We start from the raw sequence: 23379 nt of genomic DNA on the forward strand, positions 1-23379 counted from the left end.
CGCCGCCCGGGCGATCCGCCCTCCCGCTCCACCCGTGCCGGTCGCCCGCCGCAACCGTCGCCGTCCGTTTCGCCGGAGTTCGCCCGGCACCGACCTCCCGTTCACCCCCGCCGGGAAGGGTCCGGTGCGGGCGTCGTCGCCGCTCGGCAGCGTCGCCCGTCGACCCGTTCGCCACGGAAGGGAACCACGATGGACACGTCCGTGCCCACGCACAGGACTTCGGGACGCACCGAGAGACGCACCCAGAGACGGACCGACGGCGGGGCGCGGCGCCGCGCCGCGGTCGCCGGGGCGCTCGGGGCGGTGCTGGTCGCCGGCCTGCTCGCGCCCGGCGCCGCCGCCGCGACCGCCCCGGGAGCCTCCCCGACCCTCGACCGGACGGCCGCCCGGTCCACCGGGGCCGGCCCGGAGACGCGGCCGGTGCTGAGCCCGACGACCGGCACGTTCCTCGACGGCACGGTGCGCGTCGCGGCCGACCCGGTCCGCGCGGGCGACGCCGTCACGGCGCTCGCGGTCGACGGCACCGCCGTCGACGCCTCCCCGACGCCCGCGACGGCGCGCCTGCTGTTCGACGTCGGCAGCAACTCGATCGAGAAGCGGTACGGCAGCCACGTGCTCGTCAACGGCGAGCGCCTCGAGCTCGACCGGGACATGGTGTCCGAGCGCGTCGCGCTCGACGTGCCCGCGCGGTGGCTCGTGCCGGGCGAGAACCGGGTGCGGTTCGTCGTCGGTGCGGTCACGACGTCGTGCGGCACGAACTACGACGACTACGACCTCACGGACGTGTCGCTCGAGCTCCTGGGCGAGACGGCCGACGGCTCCGCCAACAGCTTCTCCTACGCGTTCGGCGACGGCTCGTGCGGCACGAACACGTCGCGCGTCCTCTCGGCGGACCTCACGTTCGACCTCGACCAGGACCCGGCCGCCACGACCGGCCTCGCCGCGGAGCTCGACACCACGACGCTCGAGAACGGCGCGCACACGCTCACCGCGACGACCGCGTCGGGCGCGACCACGACGAGCGCGGTCACCGTGAACAACGGCGCCCCGGGGGCGCCCGTGATCCTCCCGGCGGACGGCGCGCTGCTGCACGGCCCGCAGACCGTGCTCGCCACGCCGCCCGCCGGGGGCGAGCCGCCCGTCGGCATCGAGCTGGACGGCGCCCCGCTGACCACTGTCGCGACGCTCGGCACCGGCTCGTCGCGGTTCGTCTTCACCGTGGGCTCGAACTCGATCGAGGCCCGCTACACCAACCACCTGCTCGTCAACGGGCAGCGCATCGACCTCGTGGACCGCGACTACGTGAGCGAGACGGTGCGGATCGACGTCCCGAACGCCTTCCTGTCCCCGGGCCGCAACGTGGTGCGCTTCGTCACGGGCACGTACCCGACGGCGTGCGGCGACAACCGCGACGACTTCGCGATCTCCGGGATCGCGCTCGACGTGACCGACGGCACGGCGACCGGCGTGGGCATCGCGCCGTCGTACTCGATGGGCGACGGCGACTGCGGTACGAGCACGACGAAGCCGCGCGAGGTCGACCTCGCGTTCGACGTGACGCGCGACGCCGACGCGCCCGCGACCGGCCTGCGGGCCGACGTCGACACGACGACGCTCGCCGACGGCGAGCACACGATCACGTCGGCGACCGCCGCGGGTGCGGCCGCGCGCCGGACGGTGACCACCGACAACACCGGTCCCGCGATCGTGTCCAGCACGCCGGCGGCGGGGGCGGAGCTCGCGAGCGCGACGAGCCTCGCGGTCGAGCTCGCGGACGCGTCCGGCGTCCTGTCCGGCCCCGACGCCACGCTCGACGGCGAGCCGCTCGAGCTCGGCGCGCCCGTCGGCCCGGGGCTCGCCCCGGGTGCGCACACGCTCGTCGTCACCGCGACGGACGTGCTCGGCAACGCGAGCACGCACGAGATCGCGTTCACGAGCCTCGGCGTGCCGGACGTCCCGACCGACCTCGCGCCCGCGCACGGCACGCGCGACGTCGCGGGGAGCGTCGACCTGTCCGCGCGCGTCGCGGCGCCCGGCGGCGGCGACGTCACCGCGACGTTCTCCCGCGCCGACGTCACCGCCCCCGCGCTCGTCGCGCAGGGCGAGTCGGCCGAGGTCCCGACGACGCTCCCGGTCGAGGGCGAGCAGCCCGCCGCGGCGGACGCGCTCGCACCGGGCGACGACCTGACGCTCGACTCGCCCCAGAGCCGCGACGTCACCTACCAGCGCTTCGAGCTGCCCGCCGAGGGCTCGACCGCCGGCCAGGTCGTGCGCTGGGAGGGCGTCGTCGACCCGCAGCGGCTCGCGACGCTGCACGTGTGGGACGGGGAGCGGTGGGAGCCGCTCGCGTCCGCGCGCGGCGCGGTCGAGGGCACGACGTCCCTGAGCACCGTGCTCCGCGACGGCGCCGCCACCGACGGGACCGTGCACGTCCTCGTGACGGGCACCGACCCCTTCGCCGACGACATCGCCGCGGGCGGGTCGCGCGACGAGACCGACTTCGCACCCCGCGAGGACTACGACTTCTCCCTGGTCCACCTGACCGACACGCAGTACCTCACCGAGGGAGCGGTCGAGCAGGAGACTGCCGAGGAGCGCGCGGTGTGGGCGCAGGCCTACACGGACCTCACGCAGTGGGTCGTGGACAACGCCGAGGAGCGCGGGATCGCGTACGTCGGCCACACGGGCGACGTGAACGAGAACTACACGCGCCTGCCCGCCGACGACGCGATGGCCGCCCAGATCCGGGGCGAGTACGCGTTCTCCTCGTCCGCGCAGCAGATCCTCGACGACGCGAACATCCCGAACGGAGTCCTCGCCGGCAACCACGACAACCTCACGGGCCAGGACAACGGGCCCGGGGCGCTGTTCAACGAGTTCTACGGCCCCGAGCGCTACGAGGCGCTTTCCGCGGGGTGGGAGAACGCGTCCTACGGCGGCCCGTGGCGCGAGGGCGACAACCAGAACCACTACGACCTGTTCAGCGCGGGCGGGCTCGACTTCGTCGCTGTCTACCTGTCGTACGGGGTGACGGACGAGGAGGCCGCGTGGGCGGACGGCGTCCTCAAGCAGTTCCCCGACCGCAACGCGGTCGTGCTCACGCACGACTACCTCGTGCCGAGCTCGAACCCCGACGGTCGTGACTCCGAGATCTCGACGCCCGACGGCCGCCTCGTGCACGCCAAGGTCGTCGAGCCCAACCCGAACGTCTTCCTCGTCCTCGCGGGGCACCGGCACGGCGTGGGCATCAACGTGCGCCAGGACGTCGGCACGCCGGGCAGCGGCGTCGTCGAGCTGCTGGCCGACTACCAGTTCTACGAGGTCACGGCCGAGGAGGCGGGCCTCACCGAGATCGGCGGCTACGCGCCCGACGAGGGCCTGCGGCTCGGCGCGAGCTTCCTGCGCCTGCTCCAGTTCGACGTCGACCGCTCCGAGATGATCGTCGACACCTACTCGCCGTGGCTCGAGAACTTCGGCGCCACCGAGTACGACGACGAGCAGCGCTACGACGGCCGCGAGGACGACTTCACCGTCCCCGTCGACCTCACCTCGCGCGTCACGAGCCTGTCGACCGACGCCGTGTCGCTCTACGCCTCGGGCGAGGAGGTCGGCAGCGTGACCGTGCCCTCGGGCGAGGTCGCGACCGTCACGTGGGACGGGCTCGAGCCCGGCGCCGCGCACGCGTGGACCGTCACGGCCACCAGCGCGGGCGGCGGCACCGCCGTCTCGCCGGTGAGCACGTTCACCACCGCGCCCGCCGAGGACGGCCTCGTCGTCGAGACGACGGCGCGCACACAGTGCCTCGGCGGCACGGCCTACGTCGCCGTCCGGGCCCGCAACGCGGACACCGTCCCGATGGACGTCACGCTCAGCACGCCGTTCGGCGAGCGCACCGTCACGGGCGTGCGACCCGGCGCGTCGGCCTACCAGGCGTTCTCCGTCCGGGCGTCCGACGTCGCGGCGGGCACCGCGCACGTCGCCGCGAGCGGGGACGGCCGGTCGTTCGCCGCCGACGTCGCGTACGACGCGCTCGCGTGCGGCTGACACCGCGCTGATCCGCCGGCGTCGCGCCGCTGACGCGGCGCCGACGGCACGACGGCGGCCCCCGGACCGGACGGTCCGGGGCCGCTGCGTCGCCCGCCGGGTCGGGGAGCGGGACGGTCAGACGGCGGCCCACCCGCCGTCGCTGTGCAGGATGGCGCCCGAGACGTTTGCCGAGTCGTCCGACAGGAGCCACGTGATCGCCGCGGCCAGCTCGTCGGCGCTCGCGGCCGGCGGGACGGTCGTCGCCATGACCGGGCCGAGCCGCTCGCCCGCGTACGGCGAGCGGAAGGGCGCCTCGATGCTCGTCGCGACGGCCCCGGGGGCGACGACGTTCGCCCGCACGCCCCGGGGCGTGTAGAAGAACGCCGTGCTCTTCGTGAAGCCGACGATCGCGTGCTTCGACGTCGCGTACGCGGTGCCCGACGCCGACGCGCGCGAGCCCGCCTCCGAGCCGACGTTGACGATCGAGCCCTTCCCCGCCTCGAGCATGAGGGGCAGGACCGCACGCGTGAGGCGCATGACCGCGGTGACGTTGACGGTCATGACGAGGTCCCACGTCGCGTCGTCGAGCTCGGCGGTCGGCAGGAAGCCGTCCATGATCCCGGCGACGTTGGCGAGGGCGTCCACCCGGCCGCCCGCGGCGGCGACCACCGCGTCGACCGTGGTCTGCGCGCTCACGTCGCCCGCCACGGTGACGAGAGCGTCCGTGCCGACGTCGGCGACGAGCTTGTCGAGGCGGTCCTCCCGGACGTCGGTGGCGACGACGCGTGCGCCCTCCGCGAGCAGCCGCTCGACCGTCGCGCGGCCGATGCCGGCGCCCGCGCCGGTGACGATCGCCGTGCGGCCCTCGAACCTGCCCGGGACGTGGTTGCTGACCATGACGGCTCCTTCCGTCCGCGCCGGCACTGCCGTCGACCGGCGTCTGCTCCCATCCCAGCGCCCGCGCGCCCGCGCGCGCGAGAGCCGATCGTCCTCACCTGGGCGCCGGTGGTCCCGAGCGTGCGGGCGGGGGTAGGGTCGGCGTCGTGACGCACCCGTCCGTGACCCCCTGGTGGCCGGCCGCCTGACGGCCGGTGACCTCATCCGGCCGTGCCCCGACGACGTGGGCGGCCTCGGTGAACCCGGTGCGCCCGTCGTCGGCCCAGCGGCCGTCCCCCTGAGCTGGAGCCGAGCATGACGACACCGCAGACCCCGCCGACGGCCCTGCCCGTCCGGTCCCTCGAGCCGACGGGCGCCGAGGTGCCCTCGACCGTCCCGACGCACTGGTACAACCTCGCGGCCGACCTCCCCGAGCCCGTGCCCCCGCACCTGCACCCGGGCACGCGCGAGCCCCTCACGCCGGACGACCTCGCGCCGTTGTTCCCGCTCGCGCTCGTCCAGCAGGAGGTGACGACGGAGCGCTACGTCGAGATCCCGCAGACGATCCGCGAGATCTACGCGCTGTGGCGGCCGTCGCCGCTCGTGCGCGCGCGACGCCTCGAGCGGGCCCTGGGCACGCCGGCCCGCATCTACTACAAGTACGAGGGCGTGAGCCCGGTCGGCTCGCACAAGCCGAACACCGCCGTCGCGCAGGCGTACTACAACGCGCTCGAGGGCACCACGAGGCTGACGACCGAGACGGGCGCGGGCCAGTGGGGCGCGTCGCTGTCGTTCGCGGGCGCGCTGCTCGGGCTCGACGTCGAGGTGTGGCAGGTGCGCGCGTCGTACGACTCCAAGCCGTACCGGCGCGCGCAGATGGAGGTCTACGGCGGGATCTGCCACCCGTCGCCGTCGGACCTCACGGAGGCGGGGCGCGCGATGCTCGCCGCGGACCCGGAGACGACCGGCTCGCTCGGCATGGCGATCAGCGAGGCCGTCGAGACGGCCGCGAAGGACCCCGCGGCGCACTACGCGCTGGGCAGCGTGCTCAACCACGTCATGCTGCACCAGAGCGTCATCGGCCAGGAGGCGCTCGTCCAGCTCGACGAGGCGGGCGAGGGCGCGCCGGACGTGGTGTTCGGCTGCGCGGGCGGCGGGTCGAACCTCGCGGGCCTGACGTTCCCGTTCCTCGGCCGCAACCTGCGTGAGGGCACGACGACGCGGCTCGTCGCGTGCGAGCCGGCTGCGTGCCCCTCGCTCACGCAGGGCGAGTACCGCTACGACTTCGGGGACGTCGCGGGCCTCACGCCGCTGCTCAAGATGCACACGCTCGGCAAGGACTTCGTCCCGCCGGCGATCCACGCGGGCGGTCTGCGGTACCACGGCATGTCGCCGATGGTGTCGCACGCGGTGCACCTCGGGCTGATGGACGCCGTCGCCGTCGACCAGGACGAGGCGTTCACGGCCGGGACGCTGTTCGCGCGCAGCGAGGGCATCATCCCCGCGCCGGAGTCGACGCACGCCGTGGCGGCGGCGGTCGCGCACGCGCGCGCGGCGACGGAGCCCGAGGTGATCGTCCTCGGGCTGTCGGGCAACGGGGTGCTCGACCTGCCCGCGTACGCGGCGTACGTCTGACGGGACGGGCGCCTCGCGCGGCACGACCCCCGCGAGGCGCCCGTACCCTGGTGCGGTGCCCGAACCGACCCCCGAGACCCTCGACGAGCCCGTGACCGGCGCCCCCTCCGCGACCCCGGGGACCGGCGACGCCCGACCGCGCTACCGCACCCAGCCCGTGTCGTTCGTGCGGCGCAGCGGCCGCCTCGCGCCGCGCCAGCAGCGCGCGTGGGACGCGTACCGCGACCGCTACCTCGTCGACGTCCCGCGCGACGTCGCACGGACCTCGGTGGACCCGGACCACGTGCTCGACGTCGCGGCCACCTTCGGGCGTGACGCGCGCCTCGTCGTCGAGATCGGCTCGGGCCAGGGCGAGGCCGTCGTCGCCGCCGCCGAGCGCGAGCCGGGCACGGACTTCCTCGCCGTCGAGGTCTACGCGCCCGGGCTGGCCCAGACCGTGCTGCGTGCGTCGCAGCGCGACCTGACGAACGTGCGGCTCGTCCAGGCGAACGCGGCCGAGGTCCTCGCCACCACGCTGCCCGCGGGGAGCGTCGACGAGCTCTGGGTGTTCTTCCCCGACCCCTGGCACAAGTCCCGCCACCACAAGCGCCGCCTGGTGACGCCGTCGTTCGCGGCGCTCGCCGAGCGCGTCCTGCGCGCGCCGGGGGAGGGCGACGACGGCCGCCCCGGCGGGACGCTGCGGCTCGCGACCGACTGGGCCGAGTACGCGGAGCAGATGCTCGAGGTGCTGGACGCCGCGCCGGGGCTGCGCAACGTGCACGGCCCGGGGAACGCCGCGCCGCGCTTCGAGGGCCGGGTGCTCACGGGGTTCGAGCGCAAGGGCGAGGCCGCGGGGCGCGTCATCACGGACCTGGAGTACGCGCGCGTCTGACGCTCGGCACGGCCTCGCGACCGGCCTCGCGACCGGCCGCGCGCGGTCCTTGCGGACAACAGTGATCTACGGCACATTGTGCCGGGGGTGGAAGGTCGCCCCGGGCACGCAGCGTCGCGTGCGGTCGCGTCGACAGGCGACCGTCCGCGGGGTGCGGGCTCTCTGTCTGTCCACGGAATGAGCCAACGGAGGCGTCATGACCGACGTGACGGCCGCCCCCGGACCGGGGCCCGCCGAAGAGACCGACTACCAGCGGGTGCAACGCTCGCCCGAGTTCCAGGACCTGCGCCGACGCTTCCGGAACTTCGTGTTCCCGATGACCGCGCTGTTCCTCGTGTGGTACTTCGTCTACGTGCTGCTGGCGAACTACGCGCACGACCTCATGAGCGTCCGGGTGTGGGGGAACGTCACCGTCGGGCTGCTCCTCGGGCTCGGCCAGTTCGTGTCCACGTTCGCGATCACCATGATCTACGCGCGCTGGGCCAACAAGCGCTTCGACGCCCAGGCGGACGAGCTCCGCCGGGAGATCGAGGAGGACGAGCTGTGAGCGCGCACCTCCTGGCCGCCGAGGCCACGGACGTCGGGAACCCCGTCGTCAACGTCGCGATCTTCGCCGTGTTCGTCGCCGTGACCCTCGTCATCGTGCTGCGCGCGTCCCGGCAGAACAAGTCCGCCGCGGACTACTACGCGGGCGGACGGTCGTTCACCGGGCCGCAGAACGGGACCGCCATCGCGGGCGACTACCTGTCCGCCGCGAGCTTTCTCGGGATCTGCGGCGCCATCGCGATCAACGGCTACGACGGGTTCCTCTACTCGATCGGCTTCCTCGTCGCGTGGCTCGTCGCGCTGCTGCTCGTCGCCGAGCTCCTGCGCAACACCGGCAAGTTCACGATGGCCGACGTGCTGTCCTTCCGGCTCAAGCAGCGGCCTGTGCGCATGGCGGCCGCGCTCGCGACCCTCGCCGTCGTGTTCTTCTACCTGCTCGCGCAGATGGCCGGGGCCGGCGGGCTCGTGGCGCTGCTGCTCGGCGTGGACTCCACGGCGGGCCAGAGCGTCGTCGTCGCGGTCGTCGGCGCGCTGATGATCCTCTACGTGCTGGTCGGCGGGATGAAGGGCACCACCTGGGTCCAGATCATCAAGGCCGTGCTGCTCATCGCGGGCGCCGCCGTCATGACCGTGTGGGTCCTCGCGAAGTTCGGCTTCAACCTGTCCGACCTGCTCCAGGGCGCGATCGACAAGGCGGGCCCGGGCGGGGAGGCGCTCATCGAGCCCGGCAAGCAGTACGGCGCCACCGGCACCACGAAGCTCGACTTCCTGTCGCTCGCCCTCGCGCTCGTGCTCGGCACCGCCGGCCTGCCGCACGTCCTCATGCGCTTCTACACCGTGCCCTCCGCCAAGGAGGCCCGCCGGTCGGTCGTGTGGGCGATCTGGCTCATCGGCATCTTCTACCTGTTCACGCTCGTGCTCGGGTACGGGGCGGGCGCGCTCGTGGGGCCGGAGACGATCAGCTCCGCTCCAGGGGGCGTGAACTCCGCGGCACCCCTGCTCGCGTTCGCGCTCGGCGGCGAGATCCTCCTCGGCTTCATCTCCGCCGTCGCGTTCGCGACCATCCTCGCCGTCGTCGCCGGGCTCACCATCACCGCGGCGGCGAGCTTCGCGCACGACATCTACGCCAACGTCATCAAGCGCGGCGAGGTCAAGCCCGACGGCGAGGTCAAGGTCGCGCGCATCACCGTCGTCGTCATCGGGATCCTCGCGATCCTTGGCGGCATCTTCGCGCAGGGCCAGAACGTCGCGTTCCTCGTGGCGCTCGCGTTCGCCGTCGCGGCGAGCGCGAACCTCCCGACCATCCTCTACTCGCTGTTCTGGAAGCGGTTCAACACCGCGGGCGCGCTGTGGAGCATGTACGGCGGCCTGATCTCGTGCGTCGTGCTCATCGCGTTCTCGCCCGTCGTGTCCGGGAAGGTCGACCCGGTGACGGGCGCGAGCCTGTCGATGATCAAGAACACGGACATCGACTTCGCGATCTTCCCCCTGAGCAACCCCGGGATCGTGTCGATCCCGCTCGCGTTCCTCCTCGGGATCGTCGGGACGCTCCTCAGCAGGGAGAAGCCGCACCCCGAGAAGTTCGCCGAGATGGAGGTGCGCTCGCTCACCGGGGCAGGCGCCGAGAAGGCGACGGTGCACTAGCCCGACGGCGGCCCCCGCGGAGCGTGCAGGACGCCCCCGGCCTCGACCGGGGGCGTCCGTGCGCGGCAATTTCCGTCGCGCGGCACGTCGACGACGCCGTACGGTCGCGCCGTGACCTCAGCGACCCCAGCGACCCCAGCCCCCGCCGCCCCGGGCGGGGAGACGCCGGTCCTCGTCGTCACCGGGGCGATGGCCTCGGGGAAGTCCACGGTCGCCGACGCGCTCGCCCGCACGTTCCCGCTCGCCGCGCACGTGCGCGGGGACCAGTTCCGGCGGTTCGTGGTCAGCGGCCAGGCGTCGACGGCGCCGCCCCTGTCCGCCGCGGCCCGGGCCCAGCTCGACCTGCGGCAGGCGCTCGCGGCGCAGGCGGCCGACACGTACGCGGCCGCAGGCGTCACGGCCGTGGTCCAGGACATCCTGCTCGGTCCCGACCTCGCGCGGTTCACGGCGCGCGTGCGCACCCGGCCGTGCTACGCCGTCGTGCTGACGCCGGACGCCGCGACGCTCGCCGCGCGCGACGCCGGCCGCCACAAGCAGGCGTACGGCGCCTGGACCCCGGAGGAGTTCGCCGTCGCGGCCCGCTCGACGCCCGGCGGGCTGCACGTCGACACGACCGGGTGGACCGTCGCGCAGACCGTGCGGCACGTGCTCGACCGGCTCGACGAGGCCCGCGTCGCCTGACCCGCGGCCACACCGCCGGGCGGCGACCGGGCCGTCGGGCGAGGATGGGCCCATGACGTCCGACGCGCAGCCCGAGACCACCCCTGACGAGACGTACGACGTGATCGTGATCGGCGGCGGGCCCGTCGGCGAGAACGCCGCCGACCGCGCGTCGCGCACCGGCCTGAGCGTGGCGCTCGTCGAGGCCGAGCTCGTGGGCGGCGAGTGCTCGTACTGGGCGTGCATGCCGTCCAAGACGCTCCTGCGCCCGGGGGCCGTGCGGGCCGAGGCGCGGGGCGTCCCGGGCGTCACCGTGGGGGACGACCTCGACGTCGCCGCCGTCCTCGCGCGCCGCGACCAGATGGTCTCCGACTGGGACGACTCCGGCCAGGTCTCCTGGGTCGAGAGCGCGGGGCTCACGCTCGTGCGCGGGCTCGGGCGGATCGTCGGCCCGCGGCTCGTGGAGGTCGTCGCCGAGGAGCCCGACGCCGACCCGGACGACCTCCCGCGCACCCGGCGGCTCGCGGCCCGCCACGCGGTGATCGTGGCGACCGGCAGCGTGCCCGTCCTGCCCGACGTCCCCGGGCTGGCTGACGCGAACCCGTGGACGAGCCGCGAGGCGACCGCGGTCGAGGACGTGCCCGAGTCGCTCGCGATCGTCGGCGGGGGAGTGGTCGCCACCGAGATGGCGGTCGCGTTCGCCGACCTCGGGGCGCGCGTGACCGTGCTCTCGCGCGGCGGCCTGCTCGGGCGCACCGAGCCGTGGGCCGGCGAGGCGGTCGCCGCGTCGCTGCGGGAGCTGGGGGTCGACGTGCGGCTCGGCGTGTCGACGGAGGCCGTCGAGCCCCTGCCCGACGGCGGCGTGCGGCTCGTCCTCGCGGCCGCCGGTCCCGCGGACGGCGGGGACGCACCGGACCTGTCGCCCGTCACCGCCGAGCGCGTGCTCGTCGCGACGGGCCGCGTGCCGCGCACGCAGGACCTCGGCGTCGACTCCGTCGGGCTCGCGCCCGGCCGCGCGCTGGAGGTCGACGACACGATGCTCGTCCAGGGGCTCGGGTCGGACGCCGGCACCGGGTGGCTGTACGCGGCCGGCGACGTCACCGGTCGCGTCGCGACGACCCACCAGGGCAAGTACCAGGGCCGCGTCGCGGGCGACGTCGTCGCCGCGCGCTTCGGCGACCCCGACGCCGACGGCGCCCCCACCGCGGGCGAGCGGCCGCCCGCCGTCGGTGCCCGGCCCGAGCCGTGGTCACGGTTCGCCGCGACGGCCGACGCCGTGGCCTCGCCCCAGGTCGTGTTCACCCGTCCCGAGGTGGCGGCCGTCGGGCACACCGAGGCGTCCGCGCGCGACGCGGGCCTCGACGTGCGCGTCGTGCGCTACGACCTCGCGAACGTCGCGGGCTCCTCGGTGCGCTCCACGGACTACGCGGGCAGCGCGCAGCTCGTCGTCGACGCCGCGCGCGAGGTGGTCGTCGGCGCCACGTTCGTCGGCCCGGACGCGGCCGAGATGCTGCACGCCGCGACGATCGCCGTCGTGGGCGAGCTGCCGCTGCGCCGGCTGTGGCACGCCGTGCCGTCGTACCCGACCGTGAGCGAGGTCTGGCTGCGGCTGCTCGAGGAGTACGGGCTGTAGCCCCCGTCGCACCCCGGTAGCGCCCGGGCAGCGCCCCGGGAGCGCCCAGTAGCGACCCCGCGACGCCGGGCCGTTGGGGTTTCCCCTACCCCTGGCCGTGGCGGCCTGCCGGGCCGCCGAAGACTGGGGACCGTTGCGGCGGCGAGTCGTCGAGACGGAGCAACCTCCGGTGGCGAGCACCCTCGCGGGACGCGCAACGCGACGCAGAAGGGGAACGCTCACCATGAACACGAAGACCAAGGGAATCGTCGCCGGCGTCGCCGGGGGCGCGCTGCTCCTCGGCGCGGGCGGCACGTTCGCGCTGTGGCACGACGACGCGGGCGTCGCGGGCGGGGAGATCCGCAGCGGTCTCCTCGACGTCGAGGCCCAGGAGGCCCGGTGGTTCGACGTCTCGCCCGACCGGCCCGACGCGGCCGACCTCGCGGGCGAGGTCGGTCCGGGACTGCGGTGGGACGTCAACTGGCTCGGCGAGGAGCGGACCGTGTGGAGCGGCGTCCCGACCGAGTTCCAGCGGCTCGACACGGACGGGGCAGGGACCGGCACGGACGCCGTCGTCGGTCACGTCATCGACGACCTCGGGACGTGGCAGGCCGTGCCCGGCGACTACCTGCTGGGCCAGACGCGCGTGACCGCCAAGACCGAGGGCGACAACATGCGCGCACACCTCGCCGTGCACGGTGCCGGCGTGCAGAGCGGCGAGCTCGCGCAGGGTCTCGGCCTCAAGTACGTCGTCGCGGACGTCGACGGCACCGTGCTGGGGGAGGCGCGTGACGTGGGCGAGCCCTTCGACCTGGCGTTCGAGGGGTCGGGTGGCCAGGAGCTGCAGGTGTTCGTGATCGCGGCCTTCCCGCACGAGATCCAGGCCCAGGACCTCATGACCACCCAGGCCTACCTGGACGGTCTCCACGTGACGCTCGACCAGGTCCGCTGACCGCACGCCGCGCGTCGTGGCTGTCCCGGACCGGCACCGGCCGGTCCGGGACGGGTCGCGGCGCACGCTTCGACACGGAAAGGAGCGCGCCATGAGGTGCGCAACCGGTCTGGGCACCACCGCCGCGGTCGCTGCGTTGCTCCTCGCAGGAGCGTCCGGGACGACGCACGCCCTGTGGCGCGACGAGGCGCTCACCACAGCAGCGGTCGTCCGCTCGGGCTCGCTCGACGTGGAGCTGGAGCCGCAGGGCGAGACGGCCCCCGTCCTGCTCGTGCCCGACGGGCGGGTCACGGTGGACTACCGGCTCGCCGCGACGCTGGGTGGGGACAATCTCGACGCGCGCCTGCGCCTCGGGCTCCCCACATGGCGCGACGTCCCGCTCCTCGACTACGTGGACGTCACCCTCGAGCTGCGGCGCGAGGGTGCGGAAGTGGCCACCGGCACCCTCGACGCCCAGGGCCAGGTCCTGTTCGGAGGTTCGCCGGACGTGCCCGTCGACCTCGTGACGGGGACGATCACGCTCGACGTGACGCTCGCCGTCCAGATGGACTGGGACGTGAGCGGGCACTGGCAGACCGCGCTGCCTGACGGCGACCTCGTCGCCGACCTCTGGCAGGTCCGGACGGACGACGACGCGTTCGACGACGCTCGGCTGTGGCGCGACACGCAGGGCGCCTCCGCGCCGTCGATCGTGACGGGCCCGCAGACGGCTGCGGCGACCGAGACGGTCCCTGCGCCCGACACCGCGGTGCCCGCTCCCGACGTCGTCACCACCACGCCCGAGGTCCCGCCGACGACGGGGGCCCCGGCGGGCGACCCGCCCACGGGCGACGCACCGACCAGCGGCGGGCCGACGCCCGTCGCGCCCGTCGCGCCCGTCGCGCCCGTCGCGCCCGTCGCGCCCGGCGCAGCCCCCGACGGGCCCGCCGTGGCGGCGGACGACCCGCCGTGGGCCACCGAGCTCCGCACGCTGCTCGAGGACCTGGGCCTCGACCCCGCGACGCTCGACCCGGCCGTCCTCGACCTCGACCGGCTGCCCGTCGAGGTCGAGCAGTGGGCCGCGGACCGTTCCGTGCCGACGGCCGACGTGGTCGCCTGGCTCCGGGAGCAGAGGCCATGACCGCCGGGACGCAGGCCACTGCAGCGGCAGGCACCGCGTCGCCAGCGGCTGCCAGGGCGCGCGCAGGTCGTCGGCGCGGGCCTGGCCCGCTGGAGAGGGTCGCGTCCGTCGTGCTCGGCGTCGTCATGGTGGCGCTGGTCGTGCTCGCCGGGGCGGTCGTCGTCGTCCCGCGCGTGCTCGGCGCGACACCGCTCACGGTGCTGAGCGGCTCGATGGAGCCCGCGCTCTCGCCGGGGGACGTCGTCGTGGTGCGGCCCGTCGACCCGGGCGAGCTGCGGACGGGCGACGTCGTCACCGTGCAGCCCGTCTCGGGCGACCCGACGCTCGTGACCCACCGCGTCGTGCAGGTCGACCGTGACGGCACGGACGTCACCGGTCTCGTCACGCGCGGCGACGCGAACGGCGCGGCCGACGCTCCGCTCGTGCCCGACCAGGTCATGGGCCGCGTCGCCTACTCCGTGCCCCTCGTTGGCCACGCGACGAACGTGTCGTGGGGCCCCACCGCGGTGACCGTCCTCGCGGTCGCCCTCCTCGTCTACGCCGCGGTGGCGCTCGTGCGCCCCGGCCGCGGCCGTCCCACCGACCCGCCGCGCGAGCAGGAGGTCCCGACATGACCACCCACCGACCCGTCGCCCCGGCACGCCGTCTCGGCCTCGCGGCGGCCACCGCCGTCGTCGCCGCCGCGCTCGTCGCGCCCACCACGGGCGCACCGGCCGCGGCAGCCGCCACCGCGACGAGCGCCGCGCCGGCCGCCACGGCGACGAGCGCCACGGCGAAGACCGCCGCGGCGCAGGCGACCGTCGCGGCCCTGCCGACAGAGGCGGGGACGCCCGTCGTCCCCGGGAGCGACGTCGACGGCACGCCCCTGGTCGCCGTGACGCCCACGTCGACCGCGACGCAGGCCCTGCGGGTCGACGGCGCGGGCCTCGGCGAGGTCCGGGTCGTCCCCGGCGACGCGGGCAGCGCGCTGCTGCGCGTCCGGAACGACGGACCGACCGCGGGCACCCTCACGGTGAGCATCGTCGACGCCGAGGCGCTGCGGAAGACCGACGACGATACCTGGACACCCGACGCCTTCTACGACGACCTCACCGTCAACGGCGTCCCGGCGTCGCAGCTCGAGGGGCGGCGCACCCGGATCCAGGAGGTCCCGCTCGCGCGGGGCGCCACGGTCGACGTGCCGCTGACCTACGACCTCCCCGTCGAGGCGACGACCGGCAACACGGCCGCCGTCGGGGAGCGCCGGTTCTCCTTCGACCTCCTGCTCGTCATCGCGGGGGACACGCCGGGCGGCACCGGCACGACGCCCGACCCGACCCCGGCCGACCCGACCCCGGCCATCGTCCCCGGGACGACCGGCCGCGGCGGCACGGGCACGACCGCCACGGTAGAACGGGTCGGGGGTCCGCTGACCCGCACCGGCGGCGTCCTCCCCCCGGACCGGCGCCCGTGGCTGCTCCTCGCCGGTGCGGCGCTCGTCGTCGTCGCCGGGTCCGCCGCGCGGGCGCTGCGCCGTCCGGCCCCGACCCGCCGGGCCGGGGGATGAGCCGGGCGGTGCGGGCGCTGCTCGGGGCCGTCGTCGCGCTCGCGCTCGCCGGGGCCGTGGTGCTCACGGCGACGGTCCTCGGCGGCGGCGACCGGTGCGACGCGGCGCTCCGCGACCTCGACGGGCGGTGCGTCGTACTCGACGCGCCGCCGTCGGCCGCCGCCGCCGATCTGCGACCCACCGGGGGCCGGTTCGAGGCGCCCGCCCAGGGCCTCGACGTGCCGCTCACCGCGATGCCCGGCGCGCGGTCCGTGCTCGACCCGCCGACGTTCACCGAGGCGTTCGTGCTCGCCGACCCGGACCGCACGTCCGCCTCCGGGGTGCGGCCGCTCGTCGTCGCGATGCACGCCGTGCGCGACGGCCGCGCGCCCGGCAACGTGTTCTTCGAGCCGGGCGCGCCCGACCCGGCCGTGACGGTCGCCCCCGGCGACCCGCTGCGCGTGGACGGGGTCGCGTACGTCGTCGAGCGCACGGAGGTCCTCACCAAGGACGCGGCGGCCGCCTCCCCAGAGATCTGGGGCCGCCTCCCCGACGGCGAGCGGCGCCTCGTCGTGCTCACGTGCCTGCAGCGGTCGGGGGCGACCGGGGCCGCACGGGAGAACGTCGTGGTCCACGCGGTGCGCCGCTGAACGGGTGACGTGCGCGGGCCTCTGTCAGCATGAGGACGTGGTGCGGGACGCGGATCGTGCCGAGCGCCGCGCCGTCGCGCTGATCGCGATGGCCGGTGTGGTGCTCATCGCTGCCGTCCCGGCGATCGAGCTCGTGCTGTGGGCCATCGAGGACTTCGGTCCCGTCGCCCCCGGCGGCGAGCCGATGCTCGCCGGGGCCGAGCTGCAGCGCGTCGCGTCCGTCGCCCTCGTGCTCGTCCTCGCGGTCGCCGCGGCGAGCGCGGTCGCGGCCGCCGTCCTCGTGCGGCTGCACGTCCTCGCGTGGCCGCTGCGGCGGCAGGTGGCCCTCGTGCTCGGGCTGAGCCTCGGCATCGGTGCCGTGCGCGCGGGCGCGCTGTACCTCACGCTCCCGCGCGGGGCGCCGGGACCGTTCGTCGCCGCGCAGGTCACCCTCGGCACCCTCGAGGCCTGCTTCGCCATCTCCGTCGCGCTCTTCTACGTCGGCTCGCGGCGTCGCATCCGCGCGGAGGAGCGCCGACGCCTCGTGGAGACGCAGCGCGCGGAGCGCGCGCGGCTGGAGGCCGAGGAGGAGGAGCTGCGCGTCCGGCGCGACGTGTCGCGCCAGCTCCACGGCGGGCTCCAGCAGCGCCTCGTCCTCGCGATCCGCGAGGTCGACGCGATCCGCGACGACCTCGAGCACGGGGGCCAGGAGCAGGCCGCCCACTCGCTCGAGGCGGTGTCCGAGCGCCTCGACCGGCTCCGCGAGTCGGAGGTCCGCGCGGTGGCGCACACCCTCTACCCGCTCGCCGGCGACTTCTCGCTGTCGACGGCGCTGCTCCTGCTCGCGGACCGGCTGCCGCCCTCCGTGCGCATGGACGTCCGGTACGAGGGCGTGGCCGACGCCGTGCTGGCCGGGTACTCCTTGCCGCCCGCCGACCGGGTCCTGCTCTTCGCGATCGTCGAGGAGGGCGTCAACAACGCGATGCTGCACGGCCGGGCCGACGTGGTCAGCGTCGTCCTGCGCGGCGAGCCCCTCGCGGAGCGCCGGAGCCTCGCGCACGTCGTGGTGGACGACGACGGCTCCGGCCTCGCGGGCGAGCCGCACCTCTCGGGCGTCGCCCGTCTCCAGGCGCGCGTCCGCGGCCGGGGCGGGGACCTCGTGCTGGGCCCCTCGCCGATGGGCGGGGCCCGGCTCGCCGCGCGGATCCCCGTCCTCAGCCCCGTGGCCGAGGCCGAGGAGCGGGCGTGAGCACCGCCCGCCGTCTGCGCGTGGCCGTCGTCGAGGACGAGGCGATGGTGCGGGGGCTGGTCCTGGCGCTCCTGCGCGCGCAGCCGGGCATGGAGGTCGTGGCCGACGCCGCCGGCCAGACCGCGGCGCTCGCCGCCATCGCGCCGGGCGAGGTCGACGTCGCGGTCCTCGACATCGAGCTCGAGGACGGGAACGGGATCGCCCTGGGCCGGGCGCTCCAGGAGCGCGACCCGCGCCTGCGGATCCTGCTCGTGTCGAGCCACAACCTGCTCGCCCTCGTGCGCTCGATCAGCGCGAGCGCACCGACGCCGTGGAGCTACCTGTCCAAGCGGTCCTCGGCACAACCGGGTCAGCTCGTCCGCGCGCTCGGTGACGTCGCGAAGGGCCGGGTCGTCATCGACCCCGCGCTCGTGCGGCGCTCGGTGCCGCGGACCGACACGCTCCTCGCGGGGCTGTCCGTCGCGCAGTTCCGCGTGCTCCAGCTCGTGGCCGAGGGCCGCGCGAACGGCGCCGTCGCGACCGAGCTGGGGATCACGCCCAAGGCCGTCGAGGCGCAGCTCACCGTGATCTACCGGCTGCTCGACCTGCCGGCCGGCGCCAACCACCGCGTGGCCGCGGTGCTCGAGTTCCTCCGCCAGTCCGTGCGCCCGGAGCCCTGAGCACCGCGCGCGCCCACCTCCGGGGGCCGACGGCCCGTGCCAGGCCCTAGGCTCGGAGCGTGACGACCGAGAACTCCGCCCCGCGCGTCGCCCTCGCGACGTGCTCCGTCCTCCCGCAGCTCGACCCCGACGACGCGCCGCTCGTGCGGGCGCTCGACGCCCGGGGCGTCGCGGCGCAGCCGGCCGTCTGGGACGACCCTGACGTCGACTGGTCCGCGTTCGACGCCGTCGTCGTGCGCTCCACGTGGGACTACTCCGCCCGGCGCGACGAGTTCGTCGCGTGGGCGGGCCGGGTCCCGCGCATCCTCAACGCGGAGCAGGTGCTGCGCTGGAACACCGACAAGGGGTACCTGCGCGAGCTCGAGGGCGCGGGCATCCCCGTCATCCCGACGCTGTGGCTCGACCCGGCGCGCAACCTCTCCTCGCGCGCGATCCACACGCGGCTGCCCGCCCAGGGCGACTTCGTCATCAAGCCCGTGGTCAGCGCGGGCGCGAAGGACACGGGCCGGTACCAGGCGGGCGAGGCGCACTCGCGCGGCCTCGCGATCCAGCACGCCAAGAACCTGCTCGTCTCCGGGCGCGAGGTCATGGTGCAGCCCTACGTGACGAGCGTCGACACCGCGGGGGAGACGGGCCTCGTCTTCGTCGACGGCGAGTTCTCGCACGCCGTGCGCAAGAACGCGCTGCTCACCGGCCCGCACCGCCCGACGCGCGGCCTGTACCAGCAGGAGGAGATGAGCCCGTTCACCGCGTCCGACGAGCAGCTCGACGTCGCGCGGCGGGCGCTGGCCGTGGCGGCCGACGCCGTCGGCGGCGGTGACCCGGCGAGCTTCCTCTACGCGCGTGTGGACGTCGTCACGGGCAACGACGACGGCGGCGTCGTGGTCATCGAGCTCGAGCTCACCGAGCCGTCGCTGTTCCTCGCGCTCTCCCCGGGCTCGCTCGACCGGTTCGCCGACGCGATCGCCGCGCGCGTCGCGGGCTGACCCGCACCGACCCGCCCACGACGACGGCGGCCCGTCCCGATCCCGGGACGGGCCGCCGTGGTCGTGCGGTCAGGCGAGGCCGTTCTCCGACAGCCAGTCCGCGGCGATGTCCTCGGGCGAGCGCTGGTCGACCGTGGACTCCACGTTGAGGGCGACGAGGCCCTCGGGGGTGAGCGCCTCGCTCACCGGGTTGATGACGTCCGCGATCTCGTCGGCGATGTCCGCGTTGACCAGCGGCACGACGTTCGAGGCGAGGAACAGGCCCTCCGGGTCCTCGAGCGTGACGAGCTTCTCCGTCTGGATGCGCGGGTCCGCGCTGAACACGTTGGCGATGTTCACGGTCCCGGCGACGAGGTCCTGGACGGTCGTGTCGCCCGTCGCGACGAACGACACGTCGACCCCGTAGACGTCCTTGAGCCCCTGCGGGCCGTACGGGCGCTGCTCGAGCTCCGCGGGGCCGCCGAGCGTGAGCGGCACGTCGAGGCCCGCGAGGTCGGACAGGCTCGTGAGGTCGTTCTCCGTGGCGAACGCCTCGGTGACGTTGTAGGAGTCCTGGTCCGTGGCGGTCGACTGGTCGAGGACCGTGAGGCCGTCGGGCAGGGCCTCCTGGAGCGCCGCGTACACGTCGTCGGGCGACGTCGCCGTGGTCTCCGGGTCGAAGAACTGCAGCAGGTTGCCCGTGTACTCCGGGAAGAGCTGCACCTCGCCGCTCTCGAGCGCCGGCATGTACGCGTCGCGCTGGCCGATCGAGAAGTTGCGCTCGACCGTGAAGCCCTCCGCTTCGAGCGCCTGCGCGTAGATCTCCGCGATGATCTCGTTCGAGTAGTAGGCCTGCGAGCCGACGACGATCGTGTCGGACGAGGCGCTGCCGCCGCCGTCGGAGCTCGTGGTGTCCTCGGCGAGCGGGTCGGACCCGCCGCCGCAGGCGGTGAGGGCGAGGACGGCGGTCGCCGCGGTGGCGACGAGGGCGGCGGTGCGTCGGATGGTGCGCATGTGTCTGCCTTTCTGAGGGCCGTCCCGGGGACCGGGAGGGGTCGGTTCGGCGCGTGCGGCGGGGGAGCGCCGTCCGCGTCAGGCGGTGGTGGGTTCGGGGGCGCGGCGGCGCCGCCGGGACGGGGAGTCCTCCGCGGACCGTCCCGCCGTGACGCCGCGCGGCACGACGACCCGTTGGAGGATCGCGAACAGCGCGTCGAGCACGACGGCCAGCACCACGATGACGAGGGCCGCGCCGAGGATCTGGGAGAAGTCGCGGATCTGGATGCCCTGGACGATGTAGAAGCCGAGACCCCAGTTGCCGACGTAGCCGGCGAGCGTCACGGTGGCGACGACCTGGAGCGTCGCGGACCGCAGCCCGCCGATGAGCAGCGGCAGCCCGAGAGGCACCTCGGCCTTGAGAAGGACCTGGCGACCGGTCATGCCGACGGACCGTGCGCCGTCGACCACGCGCCGCTCGACGGCCTCGATACCGGCGTACGCCCCCGCGAGGATGGGCGGGATCGCGAGGAGGACGAACGCCGTGACCGACGCGGCGACCTTGTGGGTCACCCCGAGCACGAGCACGAGCAGCAGGACGAGCCCGAACGAGGGCACGGCGCGCGCCGCGCCCGAGAGGGCGACCGCGACCTCCCGCCCGCGCCCGGTGTGGCCGATCGCCCAGCCTACGGGGATAGCGATCGCCGCGGCGATCAGCACCGCCACGAACGTGAACGCGAGGTGGGTCCAGATCGCCTCGGGCAGCGGGAGCGCGCCGGTGAGCCGGTCGGGGGAGAAGATCCAGGCGACCGCGTCGGAGAAGACGTTCATGCGCGCACCTTCCGGGACCAGGGCATGACCGCTCGCCCGGCGAGCACGAGCAGCAGGTCGACGAGCAGGGCGATGACGACGACCGCGACGACTCCGGCCAGGATCTCGGGGACGATCTGCCGCTGGTAGCCGTTGGTGAACAGGTAACCGAGGTTGTCGATCCCGATGAGGATGCCGACCGTCGCGAGCGAGATGGTCGAGACGGCCGTGACGCGCAGCCCGGCGAGCACCACCGGGCCGGCGAGCGGGAGGTCGACCTGCCAGAAGCGTCGCCACGGCCCGTACCCGACGGCGAGGGCCGCCTGCCGGACCGTCGGGTCGACCGACGCCAGGGCGTCGGCGACGAACCGCGTCATGATCGCGACCGCGTAGATCGTCAGCGCGACGACCAGGTTGACCTCGGACAGGAAGCTGATGCCGAGGAGCGGCGGAAGCAGCGCGAAGAGCGCGAGCGACGGGATCGTGTAGAGCAGCCCGACGAGCGTGAGCACGAGCCCCCGCGTGAGGCGGAACCGGAACGCGAGCCAGCCCAGCGGGATCGAGACGACGAACCCCAGCACGATCGGCACGACGCACTGGCGCAGGTGCTCGACGGTCAGGCGGCCGATGAGGTCGAGGTTGTCCAGGACCCAGGTCATGCGCCGTCCTCGGGGGCGTCGCCGACGAGCACGCCCTGGGTCCGGCCCGCGCCGTCGACGAGGACCGTGCCGTGGTCCGTCCGCTTCGTGCGCAGCGCACGACGGCCGCGCTCGGCACCGATGAAGCTCGCGACGAACTCGCTCGCGGGGTTCTCGAGGATCTCGCTCGGGGACCCGATCTGCGCGATCTGCGCCCCCTTCTCGAGGATCACGACCTGGTCGCCGAGCAGGAAGGCCTCGTCGACGTCGTGCGTGACGAAGACGACCGTCTTCTCCAGCTCCCGCTGCAGCCGGATGGTCTCCGTCTGGAGCTCGGCCCGCACGATCGGGTCGACCGCACCGAACGGCTCGTCCATGAGCAGGATGTTCGGGTCCGCGGCGAGCGCGCGAGCGACGCCCACGCGCTGCTGCTGGCCCCCGAGAGCTGGCTCGGGTAGCGGTCCGCGAGCCCCCGGTCGAGGCCGACCGTGTCGAGGAGCTCGAGGGCGCGCTCGCGCGCCTGCCTCCGGGGAGTGCCCTCCAGGCGCAGGACCGTCGTGACGTTGTCGACGACCTTGTAGTGGGGGAGCAGGCCGCCGTTCTGCAGGACGTACCCGATGCTGCGCCGCAGCTTCACCGGGTCGCGGTCGAGGACGGAGCTGCCGTCGATCTCGATCGTGCCCGACGTGGGCTCGACCATCCGGTTGATCATGCGCAGGAGCGTCGTCTTGCCGCTCCCGGACGAGCCGACGAGCACCGTCGTGCGGTGCGGCGGGATGACGAGGTCGAAGTCGGCGACCGCCGCCGTGCCGTCGGGGTACGTCTTCGTGACCGATCGGAACTCGATCATGGGGCGCTGCCTCCCGACAGTCGGTGAACGGCCTCCACCCAACCACGACCGCGGTTCGGCTCGTCAAGCGCAATGCCGCGCGTCTCCCAGACCGTACGTCGAACCACCGACACGCCGCACCCGGACCGCGCGGGCGGCCTCCGCACGGGTGCGGCGGTCGCCGCGGTGCGTCCGGCGGGCCGCGCGGATTCGCCCGTGACGTGCGTCACGCCGCGTCCTATCGTGGCGGTGTGCCGCACCTCGACGCCCTCCTCGCCTTCGCGCTCGCCTCCCTCGTGCTCGTCGTGATCCCGGGCCCGAGCGTGCTCTTCGTCGTCGGCCGCTCGCTCACGCTGGGCCACCGCGGCGGCGTGCTCAGCGTGCTCGGCAACGAGCTGGGCGCGCTCACGCTCGTGGTCGCGGTGGCGCTCGGGGTCGGGACGGTCGTCGCGACGTCGGTCGCGATCTTCACCGTCGTCAAGCTCGTCGGGGCCGCGTACCTCGCGTGGCTCGGCGTCCAGGCGATCCGTCACCGGCGGGACGGGACCATCGCCGTCGACGCCGCCCCCGTGCGCGAGCCCTGGTGGCGCGTGGTGCGGCAGGGCTACGTCGTCGGGGTGACCAACCCCAAGACGATCGTGTTCTTCGTCGCGGTGCTGCCGCAGTTCACCGACTTCCACGCGGGCTGCGTGCCCGGGCAGATGATGGTGCTCGGGCTCGTCTTCACCGTCATCGCGTTCGTGTGCGACAGCGTCTGGGCGCTGGCGGCGGGCGCGGCCCGCTCGTGGTTCGCGTCCTCGCCCCGGCGCCTCGGCACGGTGCGGGCTGCGGGGGGCGGGATGATGATCGGCCTCGGCGGCGTCCTGGCCGTCGCGTCGCACCGCGCGCCCTGAGCGGCCCGGGGCGCGCCGACGGAGGGCTCGTCGGGCCCGGGACGTGACGAGGGCCGGTCTCCGTACGGAGACCGGCCCTCGCCGTCTGGGGTGAGTAACGGGACTTGAACCCGCGACCCCCTGGACCACAACCAGGTGCTCTACCAGCTGAGCTATACCCACCATGTGAGCCGTGCTCACGGACCGGCGCCTGGAGCACCGGCCGTCGAAAAGTGTACCCGGTCCGCGGGGTGCTCCTGGACGCCTT

20 protein-coding genes, 1 tRNA gene and 1 pseudogene are annotated in these 23379 nt (G+C 74.7%); 16 read left to right on the top strand and 6 right to left on the bottom strand.

All coding sequences use genetic code 11. The features are described 5' to 3' along the window. Positions 1-189 precede the first annotated feature (189 nt). On the top strand, positions 190-4044 hold the full coding sequence (locus BJP59_RS05345; RefSeq protein ID WP_194522407.1) for a metallophosphoesterase: 3855 nt from the start codon (positions 190-192) through the stop codon (positions 4042-4044). Between the two features lie 117 nt (positions 4045-4161). On the opposite strand, the gene BJP59_RS05350 is transcribed toward BJP59_RS05345, so the two are convergent. After that, complete coding sequence (locus tag BJP59_RS05350) at positions 4162-4923, bottom strand: SDR family NAD(P)-dependent oxidoreductase (protein WP_194522408.1); 762 nt, start codon at positions 4921-4923, stop codon at positions 4162-4164. Positions 4924-5217: 294 nt separating this feature from the next. On the opposite strand from BJP59_RS05350, the gene BJP59_RS05355 reads away from it, so the two are divergent. The 14 genes from BJP59_RS05355 (at position 5218) to BJP59_RS05420 (ending at position 18990) form a co-directional block, all read left to right on the top strand. After that, positions 5218-6537, top strand: coding sequence for a TrpB-like pyridoxal phosphate-dependent enzyme (locus tag BJP59_RS05355; RefSeq protein ID WP_043654086.1), 1320 nt, complete (start codon positions 5218-5220; stop codon positions 6535-6537). Positions 6538-6592: 55 nt separating this feature from the next. Then, positions 6593-7408, top strand: a complete 816-nt coding sequence (trmB, locus tag BJP59_RS05360) for a tRNA (guanosine(46)-N7)-methyltransferase TrmB (RefSeq protein ID WP_442861530.1) — start codon at positions 6593-6595, stop codon at positions 7406-7408. 196 nt (positions 7409-7604) lie between these two features. Then, positions 7605-7955 carry a DUF485 domain-containing protein gene (locus tag BJP59_RS05365; RefSeq protein WP_021482757.1) on the top strand — a complete coding sequence of 117 codons (351 nt, stop codon included), beginning with the start codon at positions 7605-7607 and terminating at the stop codon, positions 7953-7955. After that, positions 7952-9598, top strand: a complete 1647-nt coding sequence (locus BJP59_RS05370) for a solute symporter family protein (RefSeq protein ID WP_021482756.1) — start codon at positions 7952-7954, stop codon at positions 9596-9598. Before BJP59_RS05365 ends, BJP59_RS05370 begins: the two co-directional genes overlap by 4 nt. A gap of 111 nt (positions 9599-9709) precedes the next feature. Then, on the top strand, positions 9710-10279 hold the full coding sequence (locus BJP59_RS05375) for an AAA family ATPase (protein ID WP_228485287.1): 570 nt from the start codon (positions 9710-9712) through the stop codon (positions 10277-10279). Between the two features lie 52 nt (positions 10280-10331). Further along, complete coding sequence (locus BJP59_RS05380) at positions 10332-11891, top strand: dihydrolipoyl dehydrogenase family protein (RefSeq protein WP_194522409.1); 1560 nt, start codon at positions 10332-10334, stop codon at positions 11889-11891. A gap of 223 nt (positions 11892-12114) precedes the next feature. Further along, on the top strand, positions 12115-12822 hold the full coding sequence (locus tag BJP59_RS05385) for a SipW-dependent-type signal peptide-containing protein (protein ID WP_194522410.1): 708 nt from the start codon (positions 12115-12117) through the stop codon (positions 12820-12822). A gap of 91 nt (positions 12823-12913) precedes the next feature. Then, entirely contained in the window at positions 12914-13942 is a 1029-nt protein-coding gene (locus tag BJP59_RS05390; RefSeq protein WP_194522411.1) for a hypothetical protein, read from the top strand. A 110-nt stretch (positions 13943-14052) separates the two neighbouring features. Continuing rightward, a complete protein-coding gene (locus BJP59_RS05395; RefSeq protein ID WP_194522412.1) occupies positions 14053-14556 on the top strand; it encodes a signal peptidase I in 504 nt (167 codons plus the stop codon). Next, entirely contained in the window at positions 14553-15488 is a 936-nt protein-coding gene (locus BJP59_RS05400) for a hypothetical protein (RefSeq protein ID WP_194522413.1), read from the top strand. The genes BJP59_RS05395 and BJP59_RS05400 overlap by 4 nt, the downstream gene beginning before the upstream one ends. Then, positions 15485-16117 (top strand): hypothetical protein, encoded by a 633-nt coding sequence (locus BJP59_RS05405; protein WP_194522414.1) that lies wholly within the window; start codon positions 15485-15487, stop codon positions 16115-16117. Before BJP59_RS05400 ends, BJP59_RS05405 begins: the two co-directional genes overlap by 4 nt. 37 nt (positions 16118-16154) lie before the next feature. Further along, positions 16155-17345: a sensor histidine kinase gene (locus BJP59_RS05410; protein WP_194522415.1), complete on the top strand. Its 1191-nt coding sequence runs from the start codon at positions 16155-16157 to the stop codon at positions 17343-17345. Next, the gene (locus BJP59_RS05415; protein ID WP_194522416.1) at positions 17342-18004 is read left to right on the top strand and encodes a response regulator transcription factor; all 663 of its coding nucleotides are present in this window, start codon (positions 17342-17344) and stop codon (positions 18002-18004) included. The genes BJP59_RS05410 and BJP59_RS05415 overlap by 4 nt, the downstream gene beginning before the upstream one ends. Positions 18005-18063: 59 nt before the next feature. Further along, positions 18064-18990 (top strand): ATP-grasp domain-containing protein, encoded by a 927-nt coding sequence (locus tag BJP59_RS05420; protein ID WP_021483322.1) that lies wholly within the window; start codon positions 18064-18066, stop codon positions 18988-18990. A gap of 69 nt (positions 18991-19059) precedes the next feature. Here the strand turns inward: BJP59_RS05420 and BJP59_RS05425 are convergent, their stop codons facing one another. From BJP59_RS05425 to BJP59_RS05440, 4 genes and pseudogenes are all read right to left on the bottom strand, one after another. Continuing rightward, positions 19060-19983, bottom strand: coding sequence for an ABC transporter substrate-binding protein (locus tag BJP59_RS05425; protein WP_021482243.1), 924 nt, complete (start codon positions 19981-19983; stop codon positions 19060-19062). 78 nt (positions 19984-20061) lie between these two features. Beyond that, positions 20062-20793 carry an ABC transporter permease gene (locus BJP59_RS05430; protein WP_194522417.1) on the bottom strand — a complete coding sequence of 244 codons (732 nt, stop codon included), beginning with the start codon at positions 20791-20793 and terminating at the stop codon, positions 20062-20064. Beyond that, positions 20790-21431, bottom strand: coding sequence for an ABC transporter permease (locus BJP59_RS05435; protein ID WP_021482821.1), 642 nt, complete (start codon positions 21429-21431; stop codon positions 20790-20792). The genes BJP59_RS05430 and BJP59_RS05435 overlap by 4 nt, the downstream gene beginning before the upstream one ends. Continuing rightward, positions 21428-22260: pseudogene (locus tag BJP59_RS05440) on the bottom strand (ABC transporter ATP-binding protein). Before BJP59_RS05440 ends, BJP59_RS05435 begins: the two are co-directional and overlap by 4 nt. A 230-nt stretch (positions 22261-22490) precedes the next feature. Here BJP59_RS05440 and BJP59_RS05445 point away from each other — a divergent pair. Further along, positions 22491-23132 carry a LysE family translocator gene (locus BJP59_RS05445; protein WP_194522418.1) on the top strand — a complete coding sequence of 214 codons (642 nt, stop codon included), beginning with the start codon at positions 22491-22493 and terminating at the stop codon, positions 23130-23132. An 86-nt stretch (positions 23133-23218) separates the two neighbouring features. Here the strand turns inward: BJP59_RS05445 and BJP59_RS05450 are convergent. After that, a tRNA-His gene (locus BJP59_RS05450) sits at positions 23219-23294 on the bottom strand. Between the last annotated feature and the right edge of the window lie 85 nt (positions 23295-23379).

It is taken from the genome of Cellulosimicrobium sp. JZ28, from assembly GCF_015327065.1.
GTDB classification, from domain to species: Bacteria; Actinomycetota; Actinomycetes; order Actinomycetales; family Cellulomonadaceae; genus Cellulosimicrobium; species Cellulosimicrobium funkei.

Bases quoted from the DNA above. Each gene is read 5' to 3' on its own strand.
- BJP59_RS05345 (WP_194522407.1), top strand. From the start codon at position 190: ATGGACACGTCCGTGCCCACGCACAGGACTTCGGGACGCACCGAGAGA.
- BJP59_RS05350 (WP_194522408.1), bottom strand. From the start codon at position 4,923: ATGGTCAGCAACCACGTCCCGGGCAGGTTCGAGGGCCGCACGGCGATC.
- BJP59_RS05355 (WP_043654086.1), top strand. From the start codon at position 5,218: ATGACGACACCGCAGACCCCGCCGACGGCCCTGCCCGTCCGGTCCCTC.
- BJP59_RS05365 (WP_021482757.1), top strand. From the start codon at position 7,605: ATGACCGACGTGACGGCCGCCCCCGGACCGGGGCCCGCCGAAGAGACC.
- BJP59_RS05380 (WP_194522409.1), top strand. From the start codon at position 10,332: ATGACGTCCGACGCGCAGCCCGAGACCACCCCTGACGAGACGTACGAC.
- BJP59_RS05385 (WP_194522410.1), top strand. From the start codon at position 12,115: ATGAACACGAAGACCAAGGGAATCGTCGCCGGCGTCGCCGGGGGCGCG.
- BJP59_RS05390 (WP_194522411.1), top strand. From the start codon at position 12,914: ATGAGGTGCGCAACCGGTCTGGGCACCACCGCCGCGGTCGCTGCGTTG.
- BJP59_RS05400 (WP_194522413.1), top strand. From the start codon at position 14,553: ATGACCACCCACCGACCCGTCGCCCCGGCACGCCGTCTCGGCCTCGCG.
- BJP59_RS05405 (WP_194522414.1), top strand. From the start codon at position 15,485: ATGAGCCGGGCGGTGCGGGCGCTGCTCGGGGCCGTCGTCGCGCTCGCG.
- BJP59_RS05425 (WP_021482243.1), bottom strand. From the start codon at position 19,983: ATGCGCACCATCCGACGCACCGCCGCCCTCGTCGCCACCGCGGCGACC.
- BJP59_RS05430 (WP_194522417.1), bottom strand. From the start codon at position 20,793: ATGAACGTCTTCTCCGACGCGGTCGCCTGGATCTTCTCCCCCGACCGG.
- BJP59_RS05435 (WP_021482821.1), bottom strand. From the start codon at position 21,431: ATGACCTGGGTCCTGGACAACCTCGACCTCATCGGCCGCCTGACCGTC.